The organism is Leisingera sp. ANG-M1 (genome assembly GCF_000813745.1).
Lineage (GTDB): Bacteria > Pseudomonadota > Alphaproteobacteria > Rhodobacterales > Rhodobacteraceae > Leisingera.
This window is the reverse complement of the sequence record NZ_JWLC01000021.1, coordinates 1-19,307: the sequence shown is the minus strand read 5'-3', so window position 1 is coordinate 19,307 and position 19,307 is coordinate 1. Positions and strand designations below refer to the sequence as shown.

The following is a 19,307-nucleotide window of genomic DNA, read 5'->3' as shown; positions in this document are numbered from 1 at the left end:
CCCGGAGGGCGCCCGCCCTCCGGACCGCCCGCGCGGGAGGGACCCATGCTTCAAGAACGGCAAACCCAAATCCAAAATCCCATCTGGCAGCTCAAGCTGAAGATCCAGCGCCTGATGATGTTCGTCACCAGCATCGCCTTCACCATCGCGGTCTTCCTGCAGGTGGTGACGCGGTATCTGTTCAACTACTCGCTGTTCGGCATCGAGGAGTTCGCCAGTTTCGCCGGCGTCATCATGTATTTCGTGGGCTCTGCCTACGCCACGCATGAGCGCAGCCATATCTCCGCCAGCCTGGTCGACACCATCTTCGGCGAAGGCCGCATCACCGCCGGTGTGCATGCCTTCACCCGTCTGCTGGCTGCGGTGCTGACGATCTACATCCTAGTGGTGATGTGGGACCTCCTGGTCTTCACCGAACGCATGAACACCAAATCGACCGAGCTCAGGGTCCCGATGATCTGGATCTACGGCACCATGTTTGCAGGGCTCGCCCTCACCGCCTTCTACTTCCTGCTCGAATTCTACGACAGCCTGCGCGCCGCCATCCGGCACACGCCCGCTGAGGAGACCGCAAAATGAGCACCCTGATCCTGCTGGATGTCGCCCTCTTGGTGACACTGATGATCCTCGGCGTGCCGGTCGCCATGACCTTTGTCGCCGCCGCCGCCTTCCTGATCATCTTCGGCGACTACAACTCCACCACCTTCCTGATCACTTCCGGCTATTCCAAGGTCTCCTCGGTGGTGCTGCTGGCGATCCCGCTTTACATCCTGGCAGGCGGCATCATGACCCAGGGAGGCATCGCAAAGCGGCTCTTGGATCTGGCCGACAGCATCCTCGGCCGCTACCGCTCGGGCCTGGGTGTGGTCACCGTGATCACCACCGCCATCTTCGGCGCAATCTCGGGCATGGCCTCCTCTGCCGTGGCCGCCATCGGCTCCATCGCCATTCCGCGCATGGTGGAACAAGGCTACGACCGCGGCTATGCCACCTCGCTGGTCAGCTGTTCGGCGGTGCTGGCGCTGCTGATCCCGCCAAGCGCCACCATGATCCTCTACGGCTGGGTCACCGGCACCTCGATCGCGGCCAGCTTCCTGGCGCCGCTGATCCCCGCGCTGATCCTGATTGCGCTGTTTTCCTTCTGGAACATGGTGCTGACCCGCAAGATGGACATCGCTGTGGCCGAACCTCAGCCCCTTAACCTGCAGATGAAAACCGTCTTCCAGCGCTCGCGCGAAGCCGGATTCGGCCTGGCGATGCCAATGATCATCCTCGGCTTCATCTACGGCGGCATCACCACCCCAACCGAGGCCGCTGCCGTTGCCGTGGTCTATGCGCTGCCGGTCGCCTTCCTGATCTACCGCGAGCTCACCTTCAAATCCTTCTACGACGTGGTCTGGAAGTCCGCCCAAGTAACGGCCGTTCTGATGCTGGTGATCTTCACTGCCAACATGCTGGCCCGCGTGTTGACGCTGGAGGAGGTGCCGCAGCAGATCCTCACCTCGATGCTGGCAATCTCCGAAAACCCGATCGTGCTCCTGCTGCTGGTCAACGCCTTCCTCTTGATGATCGGCATGTTCATGGAGGATGTCTCCGGCATCCTGCTGGCCGCACCTCTCCTGCTGCCGGTTGTGACCGAGGCCGGCGTCCACCCCGTCCACTTCGCCGCCATCATCGGCGTCAACCTCGGAATGGGACTGATCACGCCCCCTACGGCCCCGATCCTCTATTTCGGCACGCTGATCGGCCAGACCACCCTGGCCAAAGTGATGAAACCCACCCTGGTCTTCGTGTTCTTCGCCTATTTCCCGGTGGTGATGCTGTCCACCTTCATCCCCTCGCTGGCATTGTGGCTGCCGGAACTGATCACCGGACTTTAGAGCCGCGCCGCCCTGCCAGAATTTCAACCGAACGGAAAGACCCATGCCCCCCATGCCCCATGGCCGCGCGGCCTTTCGCGCAGGTCCGCTTTCGGTGGCCGTCATCATGACCGGCGGCACCATTGCCAAAAGCTACCATCCAAATGAGGCCCGGCTGTTCAACTTCGAGCGCAAAATCAAGGAGCTGATCGAGACCCTGCGCCTCGATGACCTGCAATTCACCTATCTCGACCTGATGCAGAAGGACTCGCTGGACATCACAGACCAGGACCGCAGCCGGATCGCCCAGGCCGTGGCAGAGGCCGCCAAGACCCACGACGCCGTGCTGGTCACCCACGGCACCGACAGCATGGCTGCCAGCGGAGAGACCCTTTGTGCGCAGATGGACAGCATCCCGGTGCCAGTCGTCTTCACCGGCGCCATGGTGCCTTACGCCGTCACCGGCTCTGACGCTGCCCAGAACGTGACCGAGGCACTCCTGGCCCTGCGGCTGCTGCCGCCCGGCGCCTACATCAGCTTTCACAACCGCATCCTGGCGCTGCCCGGCGTGCGCAAGAACCACTCCACCCTGACTTTTGAGGAGGCCTGAGACATGCCCCGTTCCGAGACCGACAGCATCGGCACCCGCGCGTTGCCCGACACCGCGCTCTATGGCGTCAACACCCTGCGCGCGACCGAGAATTTCGACATTTCACCGCTCAGCATCGCCAGCGAACCCGCCTTCATCCGTGCCCTGGCCGCCATCAAGAAAGCCGCGGCGCAAGCCAATGGCGAGATCGGCGTGCTGCAGCCAGACCAGAGCGAAGCCATCGCCGCCGCCTGCGATGAAATCCTTGCCGGTCAGCATCACGGCCAGTTTGTGGTGAACATGCTGGAGGGCTCCGGCGGTACCTCGATCAACATGAACACCAACGAGGTGATCGCCAACCGCGCCCTGCAGATCCTCGGGCACGCGCCTGGCGAATACCAGCACCTCAGCCCCAACGACCACGTCAACACCGGCCAGTCCACCAACGACGTGGTGCCCTCGGCGGTGAAACTCGCGGTGCTGGAAAAAGCCCCCGTCCTGACCGCCGCCCTTGGCCACCTTGCGGACGCCTTCCAGACCAAGGCGGAAGAGTTCGCGGATGTCCTGAAAATCGGCCGCACCTGCATGCAAGCTGCCCAGCCGATGACATTGGGGCAGGAGTTCGGCGGCTATGGGGCCGCCATCTCCCGCGCCCGGGACAAGGTCGAGGCCGCGGTGGCAGACCTGCAGGTGCTGCCGCTTGGCGGCACCGCCATCGGCACCGGCCTCGGCGCGCAGCCCGGCTACAGGGCAGCCGTCTACCGCCACCTGTCGGCCAGCCTGAACATGCCGCTGCGCCCGGCGGACGATATGTTCGACGGCATGCAGAACGCTGACAGTTTTGCCCGCGTCTCCTCGGAACTGCGCATCGCAGCCGAGGTGATCGGCAAGATCAGCCTCGACCTGATCATTCTTTCTTCCGGCAGCAAATCAGGTATCGGTGAGATCAAATTGCCCGCGGTGCAGCCCGGCTCCTCGATCATGCCGGGCAAGATCAACCCGGTGCTGCCGATGATGATGCAGCAGGCAGCCTATGCGGTGGCCGGTAGTGACACAGCGGTCTCCATGGCCGCGCTTGGCGGCCAGCTCGAGATCAACCATTTCGAGCCAGTGATCGCCTCGCGCCTGTTTGACAGCATGGATCTCCTGACCCGCGGCTGCCGGATCTTTGCAGACAAGTGCATTTCCGGGATCTGCGCGCGCGAAGAGCAGGCGCTGGAAAACCTGATGGGGTCCTCGGCGCTGGCCACCGTTTTTGTACCCCGGTTCGGCTACGGGAAGGTTGCAAAACTCGTCAAGGAGGCAGAAGCAGAGGGCAAGCTGTTTTCGGAAGTGCTGACCGAAATGGGCGTGCTGACCGAGGAAGAGATTACAGCTGCCTTGCGCGCAGCGGCCTGCCCGCCAGACTGACGGTGAGACTCTTTCAGCCTGTGCGCCTGGGCAAGGTGAGTTCGGTGTGATTCGGAAGGGCGGTCTAAGCACCCTTCGGGTCTCTCTAGGTGCGGCGCTTTGCCAGCCCATGACAGCTTTGGGTGCGAAAGGAGGCATCCGGGGCAGCGGAAGACGCCGCACAAGCCCCTGGCATGCGGGGACCGCCAGCAGTCAATGCTGGCTCCTGGCGGCACTCTGCTTCCGATAGCATTGAAGGGGGTTTGTGAAGGCTGCTGAGAGGCTGGCCACTGGGAGGGGAAATGGATGGTCGCTTGGAAGGGTAGGTGAGAAATCACATATTAACAAAGTGTTGTCGTCATAGTTTGCAACACCTCCCCCGCGCAGGTTTATTCATTCCCGACTTCCTGGGCTATAAACCTATGAGGGTGTGTTTCTAGCGGGTCATTATTTGAACCAGGCCAGCCATCAAATTAACGCTGGCTGACAGCATGTTTATGAGTGAATTTCTCTCATGTTAATGCTCCTATTATTAAATTGAAATAACACAAGTCTCCGCAAATACTGCTCCCTGCGTTCGGCCGGATCCCGGGTTTGGGTAAAGCCGTTTCCTTTCAATTGCTTATCAATGAATCTCTGCGCCGTGCGACAACCCGTCCCTGGCCAGGGAAATACGGGGGGAGAGGGGAAATGCCTGCTTCAGAAGCCAAACCGGTGCCGCCGGATTTTTCAACCGAAGATCTGTTCGACGTCGCTGCGTATCCTTTGAATAAGCCAGAATCCGCGGCTTACAAGGATATGCTGGCGGCAGCGGTTGAGGGGCTGAACACCGTCAACTGCGCGCAGCTTGCGAACTTTGTCAGGCCGGAAACCCTTGCCGCGATGCAAGCCGAAGCTGAGGCCCTAGCGCCAGATGCAGTCTTCCATGAAGCCAGCCTGAACCCCTATTTTTCGCAGCCGCCCGAAGGCACGCCTGCGGACCATCCGCTGAACCGGTTTTCACCGCGCCGCCATGGCATGGTGCGCGGCGACAAGTTTGCCCGCGGCGGGGTGATCTGGTCGGTGTTCCAGAACCCGGACCTGTGCCGCTTCGTGGCTGAGGCGCTGGGGTATGAGAAGCTCTACACCTACCGCGATCCCTATGCCTGCACCAATGTGAACGTGCAGCCGGAGGGCTGCGAATTTGCCTGGCATTTCGACAACAATGATTTCACCGTCTCGTTCGGCCTGAAGCAGACCGAAGAGGGCGGCGCGTTCGAATATGTGCCGAACCTGCGCAGCCGGGAAGACGAGAATTACGATGCGGTGAAGCAGGTTCTGGACGGGGACCGCAGCAATCTGCGGAGCCTGAAGCTGCGCCCTGGCGATCTGCAGCTGTTCCGCGGCGGCTACACCTTGCACCGGGTCACAGCGCCCGAAGGCGGCGAGCGGCAGAGCCTGCTGCTGAGCTATGTGACCGACCCGGAGGACATCGCGACATCGGACAAAGCTATCCGGATCTGGGGCGAGGCCCATCCGGACCACTACGCGCGGGACCGCCAGTTGGCGGAAATCAACTAACGCATTTTGCAGGGGAGGAGACCCAAAATGACGAAATTCGGATCCAGCCTTCAGATCGGCCGACGCGGCTTTCTGGCGGGCTCGGTTGCGCTGGCTGGCCTGAGCCAGATGCCCCGGGCGGCGCAGGCGCAGCCGCAGAAGGGCGGCGTTTTCCGCCTGTCGGTGAACCAGGGCGGCACCAGCGACACGCTGAACCCGGCTGAGGCCAGCGGCTCGCAGCAGATCATGGTCGGCTGGGCGCTGCGCAACAACCTGACCGAGATCGGGTCTGACAACAAGCTGAAGCCGGAACTGGCCACCAGCTGGTCGTCGGACGACGCCCAGACCTGGGTATTCAAGCTGCGCCAGGGCGTGACCTTCCACAACGGCAAATCGCTGGCGCCGGAAGATGTCATTGCCTCGCTGGACCTGCACCGCGGCGAAGAGTCGACCTCGGGCGCGAAATCGCTGCTGGCGGGTGTTGAGAACATCACCGCCGACGGCAGCGATACCGTGGTTTTCAGCCTGTCGGCACCGAATGCGGACTTCCCGTTCATCCTGTCAGACTATCACTTCCAGATCATGCCGGTCGGCGCTGACGGCGCGCTGGACATGTCAGGCACCGGCACCGGCGGTTATGTGCTGGACAGCTGGAAGCCGGGTGTAAAAACCGTGCTGAAGCGCAACCCGGACTACTGGAAAGAGGGCGCGGCCAACTTTGACACCGTCGAAGTGCTGCTGATCTCCGACAGCGGCGCGGCCACCACGGCGCTGGTCACCGGCGAGATCGACGCGGTACAGTCCGCTGAATACAAGACGCTGGGCCTGCTGGGCCGCGACAAGAACGTCGAGATCGAGTCGATCTCGGGCGGCTTCCACCCGACCTTTGCCATGCAAAGCTCACAGGCGCCGTTCCAGGACAACAACGTGCGCCTGGCGCTGAAATACGGCGTTGACCGTGAAGCCCTGGTCAAGCAGGTGCTGCGCGGCCATGGCACCGTGGCGAACGACCACCCGATTGCGCCTTCGATGCCGTTCTACGACGCCTCGATCGAACAGCGCGCCTATGACCCGGACAAGGCGAAATTCCATCTGAAGGAAGCCGGACTGGACAGCCTGAGCGTATCGCTCAGCGTGTCGGACTCGCTGTTTGCCGGCGCGGTGGACGCGGTGACGCTCTACCGCGAGCACGCGGCGCCTGCGGGCCTGGACGTGCAGGTCGTGCGCGAGCCGGGCGATGGCTACTGGTCGGATGTGTGGATGAAGAAACCCTTCTTCACCAGCTCCTGGGGCGCGCGCCCGGTGCCGGACATGATCTTTGCCACCGCCTATACCGGCGACTGGAACGAAAGCCAGTTCAGCAACGAGACGTTCTCGCAGCTGATGCTGGCGGCCCGGTCCGAGCTGGACGAGGGCAAGCGGGCGCAGATGTACAGCGACATGCAGGTGATCCTGCGCGATGAGGGCGGCTCGGTGATCCCGTTCTTCCGCAACTTCGTCTATGCCCGCCGCGCCGATGTGGCGCATGGCGAAGACGTGGCCTCGAACTGGGCGCTGGACGGCTACAAGGCTATCGAGCGCTGGTGGAAAGCCTAAAACCGGAAACGGCTGGCGGGGCAGGGGCCCCGCCAGTTTCCTGAACTCTGCTTCAGAGACATCAAATGCACTATCTACTCAGGCTTTTCGTCCAGCGGCTGGCGCTTGGCCTTCTGACCTTGTTTGTCGTGTCGCTTGTGATCTTCCTGTCGATCGAGCTGTTGCCCGGCGACGTGGCCCAGCAGGTGCTGGGGCAGTCTGCAACGCCGGAGAACCTGGCCGCCTTCCGCCGCGAGCTGGGATTGGATCAGCCTGCACATACCCGTTATCTGAGCTGGCTTGGCGGGTTTTTGCAGGGGGATCTGGGCAATTCGCTGATCTCGGGCCTTCCGATCAAGGATCTGATCAGCGAGCGGATGTACAACACCTTCTTCCTGGCGGGCTTTGCTGCCGTGATCTCGGTGCCGCTGGCGGTGCTTCTGGGGGTGATTGCGGCGCTCTACCGCGAGACCTTTCTGGACAAGTCGATCAACGTGGCAACGCTGACAGCAATCTCGGTGCCCGAGTTTTTTGTCGGCTATATCCTGGTGTGGCTGTTTGCGGTTGAGCTGGGCATGTTCCCGTCGATTGCCAACCTGTCCGAGGACGCCAGCCTGGGCGACCGGATCTACCGCACCTTCCTGCCGGCGCTGACACTGACGCTGATCGTCACCGCCCATATGATGCGGATGACGCGGGCGTCGCTGATCAACCTGCTGGCGCTGCCCTTTATCGAAATGGCACAGCTGAAGGGCGCGAGCCAGCGCCGCCTGATCGTGATACACGCGCTGCCCAACGCCATTGCGCCCATCGTGACCGTGATCGCCATCAACCTGGCCTATCTGATCGTCGGCGTAGTGATCGTCGAGGTGGTCTTTGTCTATCCGGGCATGGGGCAGCTGTTGGTCGATAGCGTGGCCAAGCGGGACTTTACTGTCGTGCAGACCGCCTGCCTGCTGTTTGCCGCCACATATATCCTCTTCAACCTGGCGTCCGATCTGATCTCGATCGCGTCCAACCCGCGCCTGCTGCACAGGAAATAACCATGAACGCGATCCTTCATGAGCTGCGCAAGGCGCCGCTGACCGCAAAATTCGGCATCGCGGTCGTGTTGTTCTACATCTTCGTGGCGGTTTTCGCGCCGCTGCTGGCGCCTTTTGGCGAAAGCGAAGTGGTGGGCTATGAATACGAGCCCTGGTCCGCCGTGAACTGGCTGGGCACCGACAGCCTGGGCCGGGACATGGCAACGCGGATGATCTATGGCGCCCGCAACACCATCGGCATCGCGCTGGTGACCACGATGATCGCCTTTGCCGTCGGCAGCGCGGCGGGGTTCTTTGCCGCGGTGCTGCAGGGCTGGGTCGATCAGGTGCTGTCGCGGGCGGTGGATGTGGTGATTTCGATCCCAACGCTGATCTTTGCGCTGCTGCTGCTGACCATTTTCGGCGCGTCGGTCACCAGCCTGATCGGGGTGATCGCGCTGATCTATGCCACCTTTGTCTACCGGATTGCCCGCGCTGTCGCGATGGGGGTCGTGGTGATGGACTACGTCGAGGCAGCGCAGGTCCGGGGCGAGGGCCTGTGGTGGATCATGCGCAAGGAGATCCTGCCCAATGCGGCGCCGCCGCTGGTGGCGGAGTTCGGGCTGCGGTTCTGCTTTGTATTCCTGACCATCTCGGGCCTGTCGTTCCTGGGCCTGGGTATTCAGCCGCCGGCCGCGGACTGGGGCTCGATGGTGCGCGAGAATGCCTCGCTGATCACCTTTGGCGATCTGACGCCGCTGATCCCGGCGGCCGCCATCGGACTGCTGACAGTTGCGGTGAACTTTATCGTCGACTGGATGCTGCACAAGGCCAGTGGCCTGAAAACCTGAGGGGCTTACAATGACAGATACACAAACCCCGCTGCTGGTGATGCAGAACCTGCAGATCGAAGGCCTGTCCGAGGACCGTTGGAAGCCGATTGTCAAAGGCGTCAACCTGACCCTGGGCAAGGGCGAGGTGCTGGGGCTGATCGGCGAAAGCGGCGCCGGTAAATCCACCATCGGCCTGGGCGCCATGGGCCATGTGCGTGATGGCTGCCGGTTTTCCGGCGGCACCGTGCACTTTGACGGGATTGAGCTGACCGGCGCCAGCCGCGAGACCTGCCGCGATCTGCGTTCAACCCGGATTGCCTATGTGGCGCAATCGGCGGCGGCCAGTTTCAACCCGGCCTTCAAGCTGATCAGCCAGCATGCGGAATTCCCGGTTCGCCGGGGGCTGATGCAGCGCGAGGAGGCGGAAAAGGACGCAATTGATCTTTACCGCCAGCTGCAGTTGCCGAACCCCGAGGAAATCGGCTTCCGCTATCCGCATCAGGTGTCCGGCGGCCAGCTGCAGCGCGCGATGACCGCGATGGCCATGGCCTGCCGCCCGGACCTGATCATTTTTGACGAGCCGACCACGGCGCTGGATGTGACCACCCAGATCGAGGTGCTGTCTGCGATCCGCAATATCGTGGAGGAGTTCGGCACCTCGGCGATCTATATCACCCATGACCTGGCGGTTGTGGCCCAGATGGCGGACCGGATCATGGTGCTGCGCTATGGCGAAGAGGTCGAGGCTGCAGATACCGCAACCATGCTGAACGACCCCAAAGAGGAGTATACCAAGTCGCTTTGGGCGGTGCGGTCCTTCAAGGCGGCCCAAAAGGCGCCGGTGGCCGAGGCCCAGGTGCCGGTGGTATCGCTGAAAAACGTGACCGCGCAATACCCTGGCACAGCGCGTCCGGTGCTGAATGACATCTCGATGGATTTCCACGCAGGCCGCACCGTGGCCGTTGTCGGGGAAAGCGGATCGGGAAAATCGACCACTGCGCGCAGCCTGATGGGGTTGCTGCCGCCGGTGCAGGGCGAGATTCTGCTGAACGGCGCGCCGCTGGCGCCGGAATTCCGCAAGCGCAGCAAGGCCGAGCTGCAGGCGGTGCAGATGATCTATCAGATGGCCGATACCGCGCTGAATCCCAAGCAGCGGATCAAGGATATCATCGGCCGCCCGATGACCTATTACCGCGGGCTGAGGGGCAAGCAGCTGACCCAGGAGATCCGGGCGCTGCTGGCCGACATCGAGCTGGAGCCGGATCAGTACATGAACCGGCTGCCGTCCGAGCTGTCGGGCGGGCAGAAGCAGCGGATCGGCATTGCCCGGGCGCTGGCAGCCTCGCCCAAGCTGGTGATTTGCGACGAGGTGACTTCGGCGCTGGACCAGCTGGTGGCGGAGGGCATTCTGCGGCTGCTGGACAAGCTGCAGAAGGAGCATGATCTGGCCTATATGTTCATCACCCACGACATCTCGACCGTGCGCGCGATCGCGGATGAGGTGGTGGTGATGCAGCAGGGCAGGGTTGTGGAGCAGGGTGCCAAAGAGGCGATCTTCTCGCCGCCGCATGCGCCCTATACCGATTTGCTGCTGTCGTCGGTCCCCGAAATGGATCCGGCCTGGCTGGACCGGGTGCTGGCGGACCGCGCGGCGGCGCAGGGCTGAGGCCTCTTGCTTTCCTCAGCCGCAGGATATTGCGGCTGAGGCGACTCGCAGATCTTTGAGTGAATTTCGTTCATCAAAGTGTGCAAATAATGGAATTGAGCTAACACTTCTGTGTTTTTAAGATGCCGCCAAGACAAACACCAATGAGGATGCGCAAATGCGGCGAACACGATCTAAACGGGGCACTAGCGCCTCTGCGCCACAGCTGACCCAACCGCCTGCGGGCGGCCGCTTTATGCCGCTGGATGACAGCAAGCTTGCGTATATCACCGACACGGCTTTTGAGATCCTGAAACGGATCGGTGTGTCGCAAGCTCCTGAAGACATTCGCGAACTCGCCTTGGCCAACGGGGCGGTGGCACGGGCGGACGGGCGGATCACCTTCCCGCGCAGCTTGGTCGAGGATATGATTGCCAAGGCCTGCAAGCGGGTCGAACTGCCGGGTTTCAAACGCGACCGGGGGATCGAGGTTGGCGGCGGCCGGGTGCATATCGGCACCGGCGGCGCCGCGGTGCAGGTGCTGGATGCGGCAACCCAGACGTTCCGCGATTCGACGCTGCAGGATCTTTACGGACTGATGCGCATTGTCGATGCCTGCGACAGCATCCATTACAGCCTGCGTCCGGTTGTGGCGCGCGATCTTGAGGTTCCGCTGACGCTGGACATCAACACCGCCTTTGCGGCGATGAAGGCAACTTCAAAGCCGATCGGCACCAGCTTCTTTGAACCGGATAATGTGGCACCGGTAATCGAAATGTTCGACCAGGCCCTGGGCGGCGAGGGGGCGTTCAAGGCGCAGCCGTTCTGCTTTGCCTCAATCTGCCACGTGGTGCCGCCCTTGACCCTGGCCGAAGAAGCCTGCGGCGTGATGCGGGAGTGCGTGCGCCTGGGGATGCCGCTGCAGATCTGTTCGGCGGCGCAGGCAGGTGCGACCAGCCCGGCGGCTTTGGCCGGTGCTTTGGCGCAGGGCCTGGCGGAATCGCTGGCGGGGCTGGTGCTGGTCAACATGATGCAGCCAGGCTTCCCCTGCATCCTGGCCTTCCTGCCGTTCATCTCGGACCTGCGCACCGGCGCGATGACCGGCGGCTCGGGCGAAGCGGCGGTAGCCAATGCCGCCGCCGCGCAGCTGCTGCTGAACCTCGGCCTGCCGTCTACCGTTTCGGCCGGCATGACCGATGCCAAGACCGCGGACGCACAGTCGGGCTATGAGAAAGGCTACACCATCGCGCTGGCGGCGCAGGGCGGGGCGGATATGATCAACCTCAGCGTTGGCATGCTCGGCTCGATCATGGCGGCCAGCAAAGAGGCGCTGGTGATCGACAACGACATGTGCGGCGCGATCCTGCGCTCGGTGCGCGGGGTGGAGATGTTCGACGGCGCCATCGATCTCGACATGATCGAGCAGGTGGTGACTGGCGAGGGGCATTTCCTGGGTACCGGGCAGACCCTGGACCTGATGACCAAGGAATATGTCTATCCCAAACTTGGCGACCGCCAAAGCGTGAACGACTGGCTGGACAGCGGCGCGCTGACGGTTTGGGACCGGGCGCTGGCCCGGGTGGCTGAGATCGAAGCCATGCCCGCGCCGGACCATCTGCCTGCGGCAGCCGAGGCCGCGATCCGCGCCCGCCTGCCGATTCATCTGCCCGAGCTTCTGAAAGTATAAGACCATGAAAACTCAAGCCAAAGTTGTCATTATCGGGGGCGGCGCCGTTGGCGTCTCGACCCTTTACCACCTGGCCAAGGCAGGCGTGACCGATACGCTCCTGATCGAGAAGAACGAGCTCACCTCGGGCTCGACCTGGCATGCGGCGGGCAATATTCCGACCTATGCCAACAGCTGGGGCGGCATGCGCGCGGGCAACTACGCCTGGCGGCTCTACAAGGATCTGGCGGAGGAGGTGGATTACCCGATCACCTACCGCCACACCGGCGCCTTCTGGCCTGCGCATACGCAGGAGCGGATGGACCTGTTCCAGCACCTGGTAGGGATCTCCAAGGGGCTGGGCTATGACATGGCGATGCTGACCCCGTCTGAAATGGACGGTATGCATCCCTACTTCAGCTCGGGCGACAGCATTATCGGCGGTATTCTCGACCCTTACGAGGGCGATGTGGACCCCTCGCAGCTGACCCAGGCGCTGGCCAAGGGGTCCCGCGATCTGGGCGCAGAGATTGCGCGCTTTACCCAGGTCACCGGCATCAACCGCCGCCCGTCGGGCGAATGGGAAGTTGTGACTGACAAGGGCAATGTGATCTGTGACATCGTGATCAACGCAGGCGGCTACTATGGCCGTGTCGTGGGTGAGATGGTCGGCCAGAAACTGCCCGTCGTCACACTGGAGCACCAGTATCTGGTCACCGACAGCCTGCCCGAGCTGGAAGCGAACCCTGAGAACTTCCCGCTCGTCCGTGACCCGGACATCATGTACTATCTGCGCCGCGAGCGGAACGGGCTGCTGCTGGGCTCCTACGGCCATGAAGGCCGCCCGGCCTGGCTGGACGGAATGCCGGACTGCTTTGCAAACCAGCTCTATCCCGACAGTGTGGACGACATTGCCGAGATCCTGGAAGCAGCGCTTGAGCATGTGCCGCTGCTGGGCGAGGCCGGCGTCAGCCGCTTTGTGAACGGCCCGATCCCTTACAGCCCCGACGGCGCCCCCTTGTGTGGCCCGGCCTTCGGCCTGCCGAACTTCTACCACGCCTGCTGCTTCCCGGTGGGGATCACCCATTCGGCAGCGGCAGCAAAAACCCTGACCGAATGGATCACCGAAGGCGAGACCGAGTGGGACATGTCGTTCTGGGATCCGCGCCGCTTTGGCGAAGAATGGGCGACGTTTGATTACACCGTCAAACGCTCCAGCGAGCTTTATGAGAACCAGTATGCAATCCCCTATCCGCACCGTCTGTGGAAAGCCGGGCGTCCGGTGCAGACAACGCCGCTCTACGATACGCTGAAATCGAAGGGCGCAGTGTTCGGCCAGGTGGCCGGCTGGGAGCGGGCGTTCTGGTTTGAAACCGATGCGGTCAAGGACGATGGCGAGCTGAGCTTCCATCACGAAGCCTGGCACGATGCGGTAAAAGCCGAATGCGAAGGCGTGCGCGACAATGTCGGCGTGATGGATCACGGCGGCTTCACCCGCTACGAGGTCGAAGGCCCCAAGGCAACCGAGTTCCTGAATCATGTGTTCTGCGGCGCGATGCCCTCGGTGGGCCGGGTCAAGCTCAGCTATATGCTGACGCCCAAGGGAAAGGTCTGGTCCGAAGCCACCATCGCCCGGCTGGAGGAGAACAAATACCTCTTGTGCGGCCCGACCCTGGCGGATCAGCGCGACCACGATTGGATGTCGCAATTCCTGCCGGAAGAGGGCGTGAGCCTGCGCCGCGGCTCGGCTTTTGATGCGGCGCTGATGGTGATGGGGCCGAAGTCCCGTGATGTTTTGCAGCCGCTGACAGAAGACGATCTGTCGAAAGAGGCAGCACCCTGGATGTCGGTGCGCGAGATCACCATTGCCGGCGCGCCGGTGATTGCGCTGCGGGTCTCTTATGTGGGCGAGCTGGGCTGGGAGCTGCATATGCGCTCATCCGATCTGGTGGCGGTCTACAGCGCTATCCTGGAGCAGGGCGCGGACAAAGGCATAGTGGAGTTCGGCTCTTACGCGCTGAACGCGATGCGGATCGAAAAGGGCTATCACGGCTGGGGGGCGGACTTCGGCATCGAATACACCGCCTTTGATGCGGGGCTTGACCGGTTCGTCAGCAAGAAGAAAGACAGCTTTGTTGGCCGCGATGCGTTTCTGCGCCAAGCAGAGCAGCCCAAGGACTACCACTTCACCGCCTTTGTGCTGGAAGGTCATGGCGCGGATGCGCTGTCTTCCGATCCAATCTGCCGCGATGGCAAGCCGGTGGGCTATGTCAGCTCGGGCGGCACCGGGTTCCGGATCGATAAACGAATTGCCCTGGGATATCTGACGGTCGAGGCGCAGCCGGGCGATGTCTTTGACATCGAAGTTCTGGGCCAACCGGTGAAGGCTACTGTCGCCACGGTGCCGTTCTACGATCCTGAAAACGACCGGCTGCGGGGCTAAGGACATGGCAAAATCCCTTCCCCAGGACGTGCAGGTCGCCATCGTCGGCGGCGGCATCGTTGGCTGTGCAACGGCTTACCACCTCGCGAAAGCGGGGTGGTCGGTGGCGCTGTTTGAGCGCAAGAAACTGACGAGCGGAACAACCTGGCACGCCGCCGGGCTGGTCAGTGAAACCCAGGGCGTGCCGGTGATGACGGCGCTGGCCAAATACGGCCTTGACCTGATGGAGAGCCTGGAAGACGAGACCGGCCAGAACACCGGTTTCAAGCGCAACGGCTCAATGACGCTGGCGCTGACGGATGCGCGGATGGAGGAACTGCGGCGCAAGGTGGATTATGCCCACGGCTGCGGTATCCGCGCGGAAGAGATCAGCGTGGCCGAGGCGCTGGAGCGCTGGCCGCTGCTCTCCGCTCATGATGCCAAGGGCGCCTTCTGGTTCCCCGGTGACGGCTATACCAACCCGATCGACACCACCATGGCGCTGGCCAAGGGCGCGCGGACAAATGGCGCGCAGATCTTTGAGGACACCAAGGTCGAGCGTGTGGTGATCGAGGGCGGCCGGGCCATTGGCGTGGAAACGGCGCAAGGGCTGGTGCGGGCGGAACATGTGGTCAACGCCACCGGCATGTGGGCGCGCGAATTCGGCCTGAGCCACGGCGTGCAGGTGCCGCTGCATTACACCAACCACTACTATGTGGTGACCGATCCCATCGAGGGCGTCACCGGCGACCTGCCGGTGCTGCGGGTGATGGATGAATACGCCTATTACAAGGAAGATGCCGGCAAGCTGCTGATCGGCTGCTCCGAGCCCAACGCCACCCCCTGGCTGCCTGAGGGCGGGTTGCCGGAGGCTTTCGAGTTCGACGAGCTGCCCTGCGACGAGGAACACCTCTACCCGGTGCTGGAAGCGGCGATGGAGCGGGTTCCGGCGCTGGCGGAGTCTGGCATCCGCAAGTTCTTCAACGGGCCGGAGTGTTTTACCCCGGACGCCAAGCACTACCTGGGGCCGGTCACGGAAGTGAAGGGCCTGTGGGTGGCTGCCGGCTTCAACTCGACCGGCATCCAGAACGGGCCCGGCGCGGGCAAGGCGCTGGCCGAGTGGATCATGGCCGGGCATATGACCATGGATCTGACCGATGTGGATGCACGCCGTATCGTGCCGGCGCTGAATGCGCGCAGCTACACCGCAACTAAGGCGGCGGAAACGCTGGGCCATGCCTATGCGATGCACTGGCCCTATTTGCGCAAGACCGAGGCGCGGGGGCTGCGGCGGACGCCGTACTACGGCCATCTGAAGGCGGCGGGTGCTCAGTTCGGCAGCGCCAACGGCTGGGAGCGACCCTTGTACTATGGCCGCGAGATGACCGACGGCTTTGGCCGCGAGCCCTGGTTTGACGACTGGAAAGCCGAACATGAGGCCTTGCGCAACGATCTCGGCATGATCGACCTGACCTTTGGCCGGTTCATTGTTGACGGGCAGGGGGCCGAAGCGCAGATGCAGCTCCTCTGCGGTGCCAATATGGCGGTGGAACCAGGCGCGCTGGTCTATACCCATATGTTTAACGAACAGGGCGGGATCGAGGCGGATGTCACCGTGGCGCGGCTCTCGGGTACCCGGTTCATGGTGATGGCCTCGGCGGGGGCCGAGCCGCAGACCGAAAGCTGGCTGAAAACCCAGCTGGAAGGCTCCGGCGTCAGCGTGGTCAATGTGACCGCGTCCGAGGCAACCCTGGCCGTCATGGGGCCGCGCTCTCGGACGTTCCTGCAAGGTTTGACCGGCGCTGATCTGTCGAATGAGGCCTTCCCCTTCGGCAGTTTCCAGAACTTGCATCTGGGCCACTGCCCGGTCCGCGCGCAGCGGATCACCTATGTGGGCGAGCTGGGCTGGGAGCTGCATGTTCCGGCCGAATTTGCGCAAGCGGTATTCGAAGCTGTCATGACAGCCGAAGGCGCCCCGCGGCTTTGCGGCGGCATGGCGGTGGACAGCTGCCGGATCGAGAAGGGCTTCCGCCACTGGGGCCATGACATCGGCCCGCATGACAGCCCAGTGGAAAGCGGCCTGGTCTTTGCCTGCGACTTTGCAACCGAGTTCACCGGCAAGGCCGCGATCGAGGCCAAGCGGGCGGAAGGAACCGCCAGCCGCCTGCTGAGTTTCAAGCTGGAAGACCCCGAAGCGCTGATCTTTGGCAAAGAGCCGGTTCTGCGTGATGGCAGGATCGTCGGGCGGCTGACCTCGGCGTCTTATGGCTGGACCGCCGGCAGTGCCGTCGGCCTGGGCTATGTGGCCAAGGAAGAGGGCATGACCCTGAAAGATCTGGCAGACAGCGGCTATGAGGTGATGGTGAACGGCCGCGCAGTCAAAGCAACGGCCAGCACCCGGCCCCTTTACGATCCGGCAATGGCACGGGCCCGCAGCTGACCCGCGCATCGGAAGGGCGGCTTTAGCCGCCCTTTCCCGCTACACGATGTGGAACCCTGCATCCGGCAGGCTGCACCATTCCGACAGCAACTGCGCAACCTGATAGATCGGATCGCCATCTTCCATGTCTTCAGCCCGGATGGCCGCGCACCAGGGCACCGAGATGCCGTCCTGGGTCACCCGGGCGCCAACGATCCTGCCTTCGTTGAGCGCTGATTGCAGCGCCCAGTTCGACAGCACGCTGGTGCCGAGATCGGAGGCCACCAACTCGACAATCGCTTCGGGAAGCTCCACCGTGGCCGCCCATTTCGGATAGCTGTCGGTCGGGCGGAACAGCAGGGCAAACTCGCGGTCGGGCTCCGGCACTTTGGTGTAGGTGATGAAGGGCTCGCCGACGATATCGGTGCCTTCGACAAACTCCCGGTCTGCCAGCCGGTGGTTTGGCGGCATGATGTAAAGCAGAGGGTCTTCAAACAGCGGCAAGCTGCGCAGTCCGGCCTGGGCAACGGTGCCCGACATTACTGCGATATCAAGATGGCGGTTCAGAACCCCGGTCAGCGGATCGCTGCGGGCGCCCGCCATGATCTGCAGATCGATGCCGTCGGTGCGGGACTTAAGAAACTTGATGAAGGCCGGCAGCCAGCGGTAGTTGCTGTAAGCCTCCACCGACAGCCGCACCACGTGCTGCACATTGGCGTTCATGCGGCGCACGTCTTCTTCAGCGCGGCTGAGATCGGAGAGCACGCGCTCGGCCACCACCGCCATATAGTCCGCGGCGGGGGTGCGGCGCAGCTTCTTGTGCATCCGTGTGAACAGCGGCACATCCAGCCGCCGCTCCGCCTCGCGCAGGCGGTGCGACAGGGCCGAAGGTGTGACGCCGAGCAGCTTGGCGGCGTCGGTGATCCGGCCGGTTTGGATGATGGCCTGGATCAGTTGCAGATGGCGCAGGTCGAGTAAAGGTTTCATGGTTTGCCTGAATTGGATTCATCAAAGTGAGAAAACTTCGAGATTGAGTTTCAGTCAAGATGAATGTGAAATCGGGCGCGAAGAATTCCTTTGGAGCGAGATATGAACGCCGACGCCAAACGCTCGATTGAGCAGGACAAAGCCCACCACGTGCATCCGCAGTCGAACCTGCGCCAGCATGCGGAAAACGGGCCGACGATGATCACCCATGGCAAGGGTGTGTTCATCTATGACAGCGAGGGGCGTGAGATCATCGACGGGTTTTCCGGGCTTGGCTGCGTGTCCCTGGGCTATCACAACGAGCGGCTGGCCAGCGCGGCGATGCGGCAGATGAACACGCTGCCGTTTGCGCCGACGTTTTACAACCGCTCGCACCCGAAGGTGGCGGAGCTGGGCGAACGGCTGACGGCGATGGCGCCGAACGGAATGACCCGGGCGATGTTCCAGTGCTCAGGGTCCGAGGCCAATGACACCGCGATCAAATTGCTGTGGTACACCAATACCGCCAAGGGCGAGCCGGAGCGGCGCAAGGTGATCGGCCGGGTGCGCGGCTATCACGGCAACACCATTGCCACCGTGTCGCTGTCCGGCCAGCCGCATATGCATGCGAAGTTCGGCCTGCCGCTGCCGGAGTTCAAGCACACCGAGCTGCCGAACTACTACCGCTTCCACATCGACGGCGAGAGCGAAGAGGAGTTCTCGGCGCGGATGGCGGCGAAGTTCGAAGAGCTGATCCTGTCGGAAGGCCCGGAGACGATTGCGGCTTTCTTTGCCGAGCCTGCGATCTCGGGCGGCGGCGCGCTGATGCCGCCGGAGGGCTATTGGCGCGAGATGCAGGCGGTGCTGCGCAAGTACGACATCAAGCTCCTGGCTGATGAGGTGGTCTGCGGCTTCGGGCGCACCGGCAATATGTGGGGCTCGGAGACCTGGGGCATGAAGCCCGACATGGTCACCTGCGCCAAGGCGCTGTCTGCGGCCTTCTTTCCGGTCTCGGCCCTGATGTTCAAGGACGACATGTACGCCGACATGATGAAGAACTCCGACGAGGTCGGCGTCTTTGGCCATGGCTACACCTATGCGGGGCACCCGGTGGGCGCCGCGGTGTCGCTGGAGGCGCTGGACATCTATGACGAGATCGACCTGGTCGGCCATGTGCGCAAGGTGAGCGACCGCTTCCTGAGCCGCTGCCACGCGATGGCGGATCATCCGCTGGTCGCTGAAGTGCGCGGTGTCGGGCTGTTCTGCGGCTTTGAGCTGATGAAGGATGCCAGGACGCGCGAGCCGTTTGATCCGTCCTGGAAGGTGGGCGAGCTGGTGCAGAACTTTGCCCATGACCGCGGGCTGTACCTGCGGGCGATCGGC

The 19,307-nt window shown here is 62.9% G+C and carries 14 protein-coding genes; 13 read left to right on the top strand and 1 reads right to left on the bottom strand.

The genetic code is table 11. From position 1 onward, the window contains the following. The first annotated feature begins 45 nt into the window (after positions 1 to 45). The 12 genes from RA19_RS17765 (at position 46) to RA19_RS17710 (ending at position 16,979) form a co-directional block, all read left to right on the top strand. Complete coding sequence (locus RA19_RS17765; protein WP_039165146.1) at positions 46 to 579, top strand: TRAP transporter small permease; 534 nt, start codon at positions 46 to 48, stop codon at positions 577 to 579. Then, positions 576 to 1,880 (top strand): TRAP transporter large permease, encoded by a 1,305-nt coding sequence (locus RA19_RS17760; RefSeq protein ID WP_039165145.1) that lies wholly within the window; start codon positions 576 to 578, stop codon positions 1,878 to 1,880. Before RA19_RS17765 ends, RA19_RS17760 begins: the two co-directional genes overlap by 4 nt. A gap of 43 nt (positions 1,881 to 1,923) precedes the next feature. Further along, entirely contained in the window at positions 1,924 to 2,469 is a 546-nt protein-coding gene (locus RA19_RS17755) for an asparaginase domain-containing protein (protein ID WP_206540289.1), read from the top strand. 3 nt (positions 2,470 to 2,472) lie between these two features. Continuing rightward, the gene (locus tag RA19_RS17750; RefSeq protein WP_039165144.1) at positions 2,473 to 3,858 is read left to right on the top strand and encodes an aspartate ammonia-lyase; all 1,386 of its coding nucleotides are present in this window, start codon (positions 2,473 to 2,475) and stop codon (positions 3,856 to 3,858) included. A gap of 669 nt (positions 3,859 to 4,527) precedes the next feature. Next, the gene (locus tag RA19_RS17745; RefSeq protein WP_052261885.1) at positions 4,528 to 5,397 is read left to right on the top strand and encodes a HalD/BesD family halogenase; all 870 of its coding nucleotides are present in this window, start codon (positions 4,528 to 4,530) and stop codon (positions 5,395 to 5,397) included. A gap of 27 nt (positions 5,398 to 5,424) precedes the next feature. Then, positions 5,425 to 6,972 carry an ABC transporter substrate-binding protein gene (locus RA19_RS17740; RefSeq protein WP_039165143.1) on the top strand — a complete coding sequence of 516 codons (1,548 nt, stop codon included), beginning with the start codon at positions 5,425 to 5,427 and terminating at the stop codon, positions 6,970 to 6,972. Between the two features lie 65 nt (positions 6,973 to 7,037). Then, entirely contained in the window at positions 7,038 to 7,994 is a 957-nt protein-coding gene (locus RA19_RS17735) for an ABC transporter permease (RefSeq protein ID WP_039165141.1), read from the top strand. A gap of 2 nt (positions 7,995 to 7,996) precedes the next feature. Continuing rightward, the gene (locus RA19_RS17730) at positions 7,997 to 8,824 is read left to right on the top strand and encodes an ABC transporter permease (RefSeq protein ID WP_039165139.1); all 828 of its coding nucleotides are present in this window, start codon (positions 7,997 to 7,999) and stop codon (positions 8,822 to 8,824) included. A gap of 10 nt (positions 8,825 to 8,834) precedes the next feature. Then, entirely contained in the window at positions 8,835 to 10,472 is a 1,638-nt protein-coding gene (locus tag RA19_RS17725; RefSeq protein ID WP_039165138.1) for an ABC transporter ATP-binding protein, read from the top strand. A gap of 157 nt (positions 10,473 to 10,629) precedes the next feature. Continuing rightward, positions 10,630 to 12,138 (top strand): trimethylamine methyltransferase family protein, encoded by a 1,509-nt coding sequence (locus RA19_RS17720; RefSeq protein WP_082020595.1) that lies wholly within the window; start codon positions 10,630 to 10,632, stop codon positions 12,136 to 12,138. Positions 12,139 to 12,142: 4 nt separating this feature from the next. After that, on the top strand, positions 12,143 to 14,560 hold the full coding sequence (locus RA19_RS17715) for a GcvT family protein (RefSeq protein ID WP_039165137.1): 2,418 nt from the start codon (positions 12,143 to 12,145) through the stop codon (positions 14,558 to 14,560). 4 nt (positions 14,561 to 14,564) lie between these two features. After that, positions 14,565 to 16,979: a GcvT family protein gene (locus RA19_RS17710; RefSeq protein ID WP_039165135.1), complete on the top strand. Its 2,415-nt coding sequence runs from the start codon at positions 14,565 to 14,567 to the stop codon at positions 16,977 to 16,979. Between the two features lie 39 nt (positions 16,980 to 17,018). On the opposite strand, the gene RA19_RS17705 is transcribed toward RA19_RS17710, so the two are convergent. Then, positions 17,019 to 17,945, bottom strand: a complete 927-nt coding sequence (locus RA19_RS17705; RefSeq protein ID WP_039165133.1) for a LysR family transcriptional regulator — start codon at positions 17,943 to 17,945, stop codon at positions 17,019 to 17,021. Positions 17,946 to 18,047: 102 nt separating this feature from the next. Between RA19_RS17705 and RA19_RS17700 the strand changes: the two genes are divergently transcribed. After that, positions 18,048 to 19,307: aminotransferase (locus RA19_RS17700; protein ID WP_039165130.1), on the top strand; the 1,260-nt coding region annotated here is incomplete at its 3' end.

What these genes read in the sequence shown, in the direction of transcription:
- RA19_RS17765 (WP_039165146.1), top strand. Translation starts at nt 46, where the DNA reads ATGCTTCAAGAACGGCAAACCCAAATCCAAAATCCCATCTGGCAGCTC.
- RA19_RS17760 (WP_039165145.1), top strand. Translation starts at nt 576, where the DNA reads ATGAGCACCCTGATCCTGCTGGATGTCGCCCTCTTGGTGACACTGATG.
- RA19_RS17755 (WP_206540289.1), top strand. Translation starts at nt 1,924, where the DNA reads ATGCCCCCCATGCCCCATGGCCGCGCGGCCTTTCGCGCAGGTCCGCTT.
- RA19_RS17750 (WP_039165144.1), top strand. Translation starts at nt 2,473, where the DNA reads ATGCCCCGTTCCGAGACCGACAGCATCGGCACCCGCGCGTTGCCCGAC.
- RA19_RS17745 (WP_052261885.1), top strand. Translation starts at nt 4,528, where the DNA reads ATGCCTGCTTCAGAAGCCAAACCGGTGCCGCCGGATTTTTCAACCGAA.
- RA19_RS17740 (WP_039165143.1), top strand. Translation starts at nt 5,425, where the DNA reads ATGACGAAATTCGGATCCAGCCTTCAGATCGGCCGACGCGGCTTTCTG.
- RA19_RS17735 (WP_039165141.1), top strand. Translation starts at nt 7,038, where the DNA reads ATGCACTATCTACTCAGGCTTTTCGTCCAGCGGCTGGCGCTTGGCCTT.
- RA19_RS17730 (WP_039165139.1), top strand. Translation starts at nt 7,997, where the DNA reads ATGAACGCGATCCTTCATGAGCTGCGCAAGGCGCCGCTGACCGCAAAA.
- RA19_RS17725 (WP_039165138.1), top strand. Translation starts at nt 8,835, where the DNA reads ATGACAGATACACAAACCCCGCTGCTGGTGATGCAGAACCTGCAGATC.
- RA19_RS17720 (WP_082020595.1), top strand. Translation starts at nt 10,630, where the DNA reads ATGCGGCGAACACGATCTAAACGGGGCACTAGCGCCTCTGCGCCACAG.
- RA19_RS17715 (WP_039165137.1), top strand. Translation starts at nt 12,143, where the DNA reads ATGAAAACTCAAGCCAAAGTTGTCATTATCGGGGGCGGCGCCGTTGGC.
- RA19_RS17710 (WP_039165135.1), top strand. Translation starts at nt 14,565, where the DNA reads ATGGCAAAATCCCTTCCCCAGGACGTGCAGGTCGCCATCGTCGGCGGC.
- RA19_RS17705 (WP_039165133.1), bottom strand. Translation starts at nt 17,945, where the DNA reads ATGAAACCTTTACTCGACCTGCGCCATCTGCAACTGATCCAGGCCATC.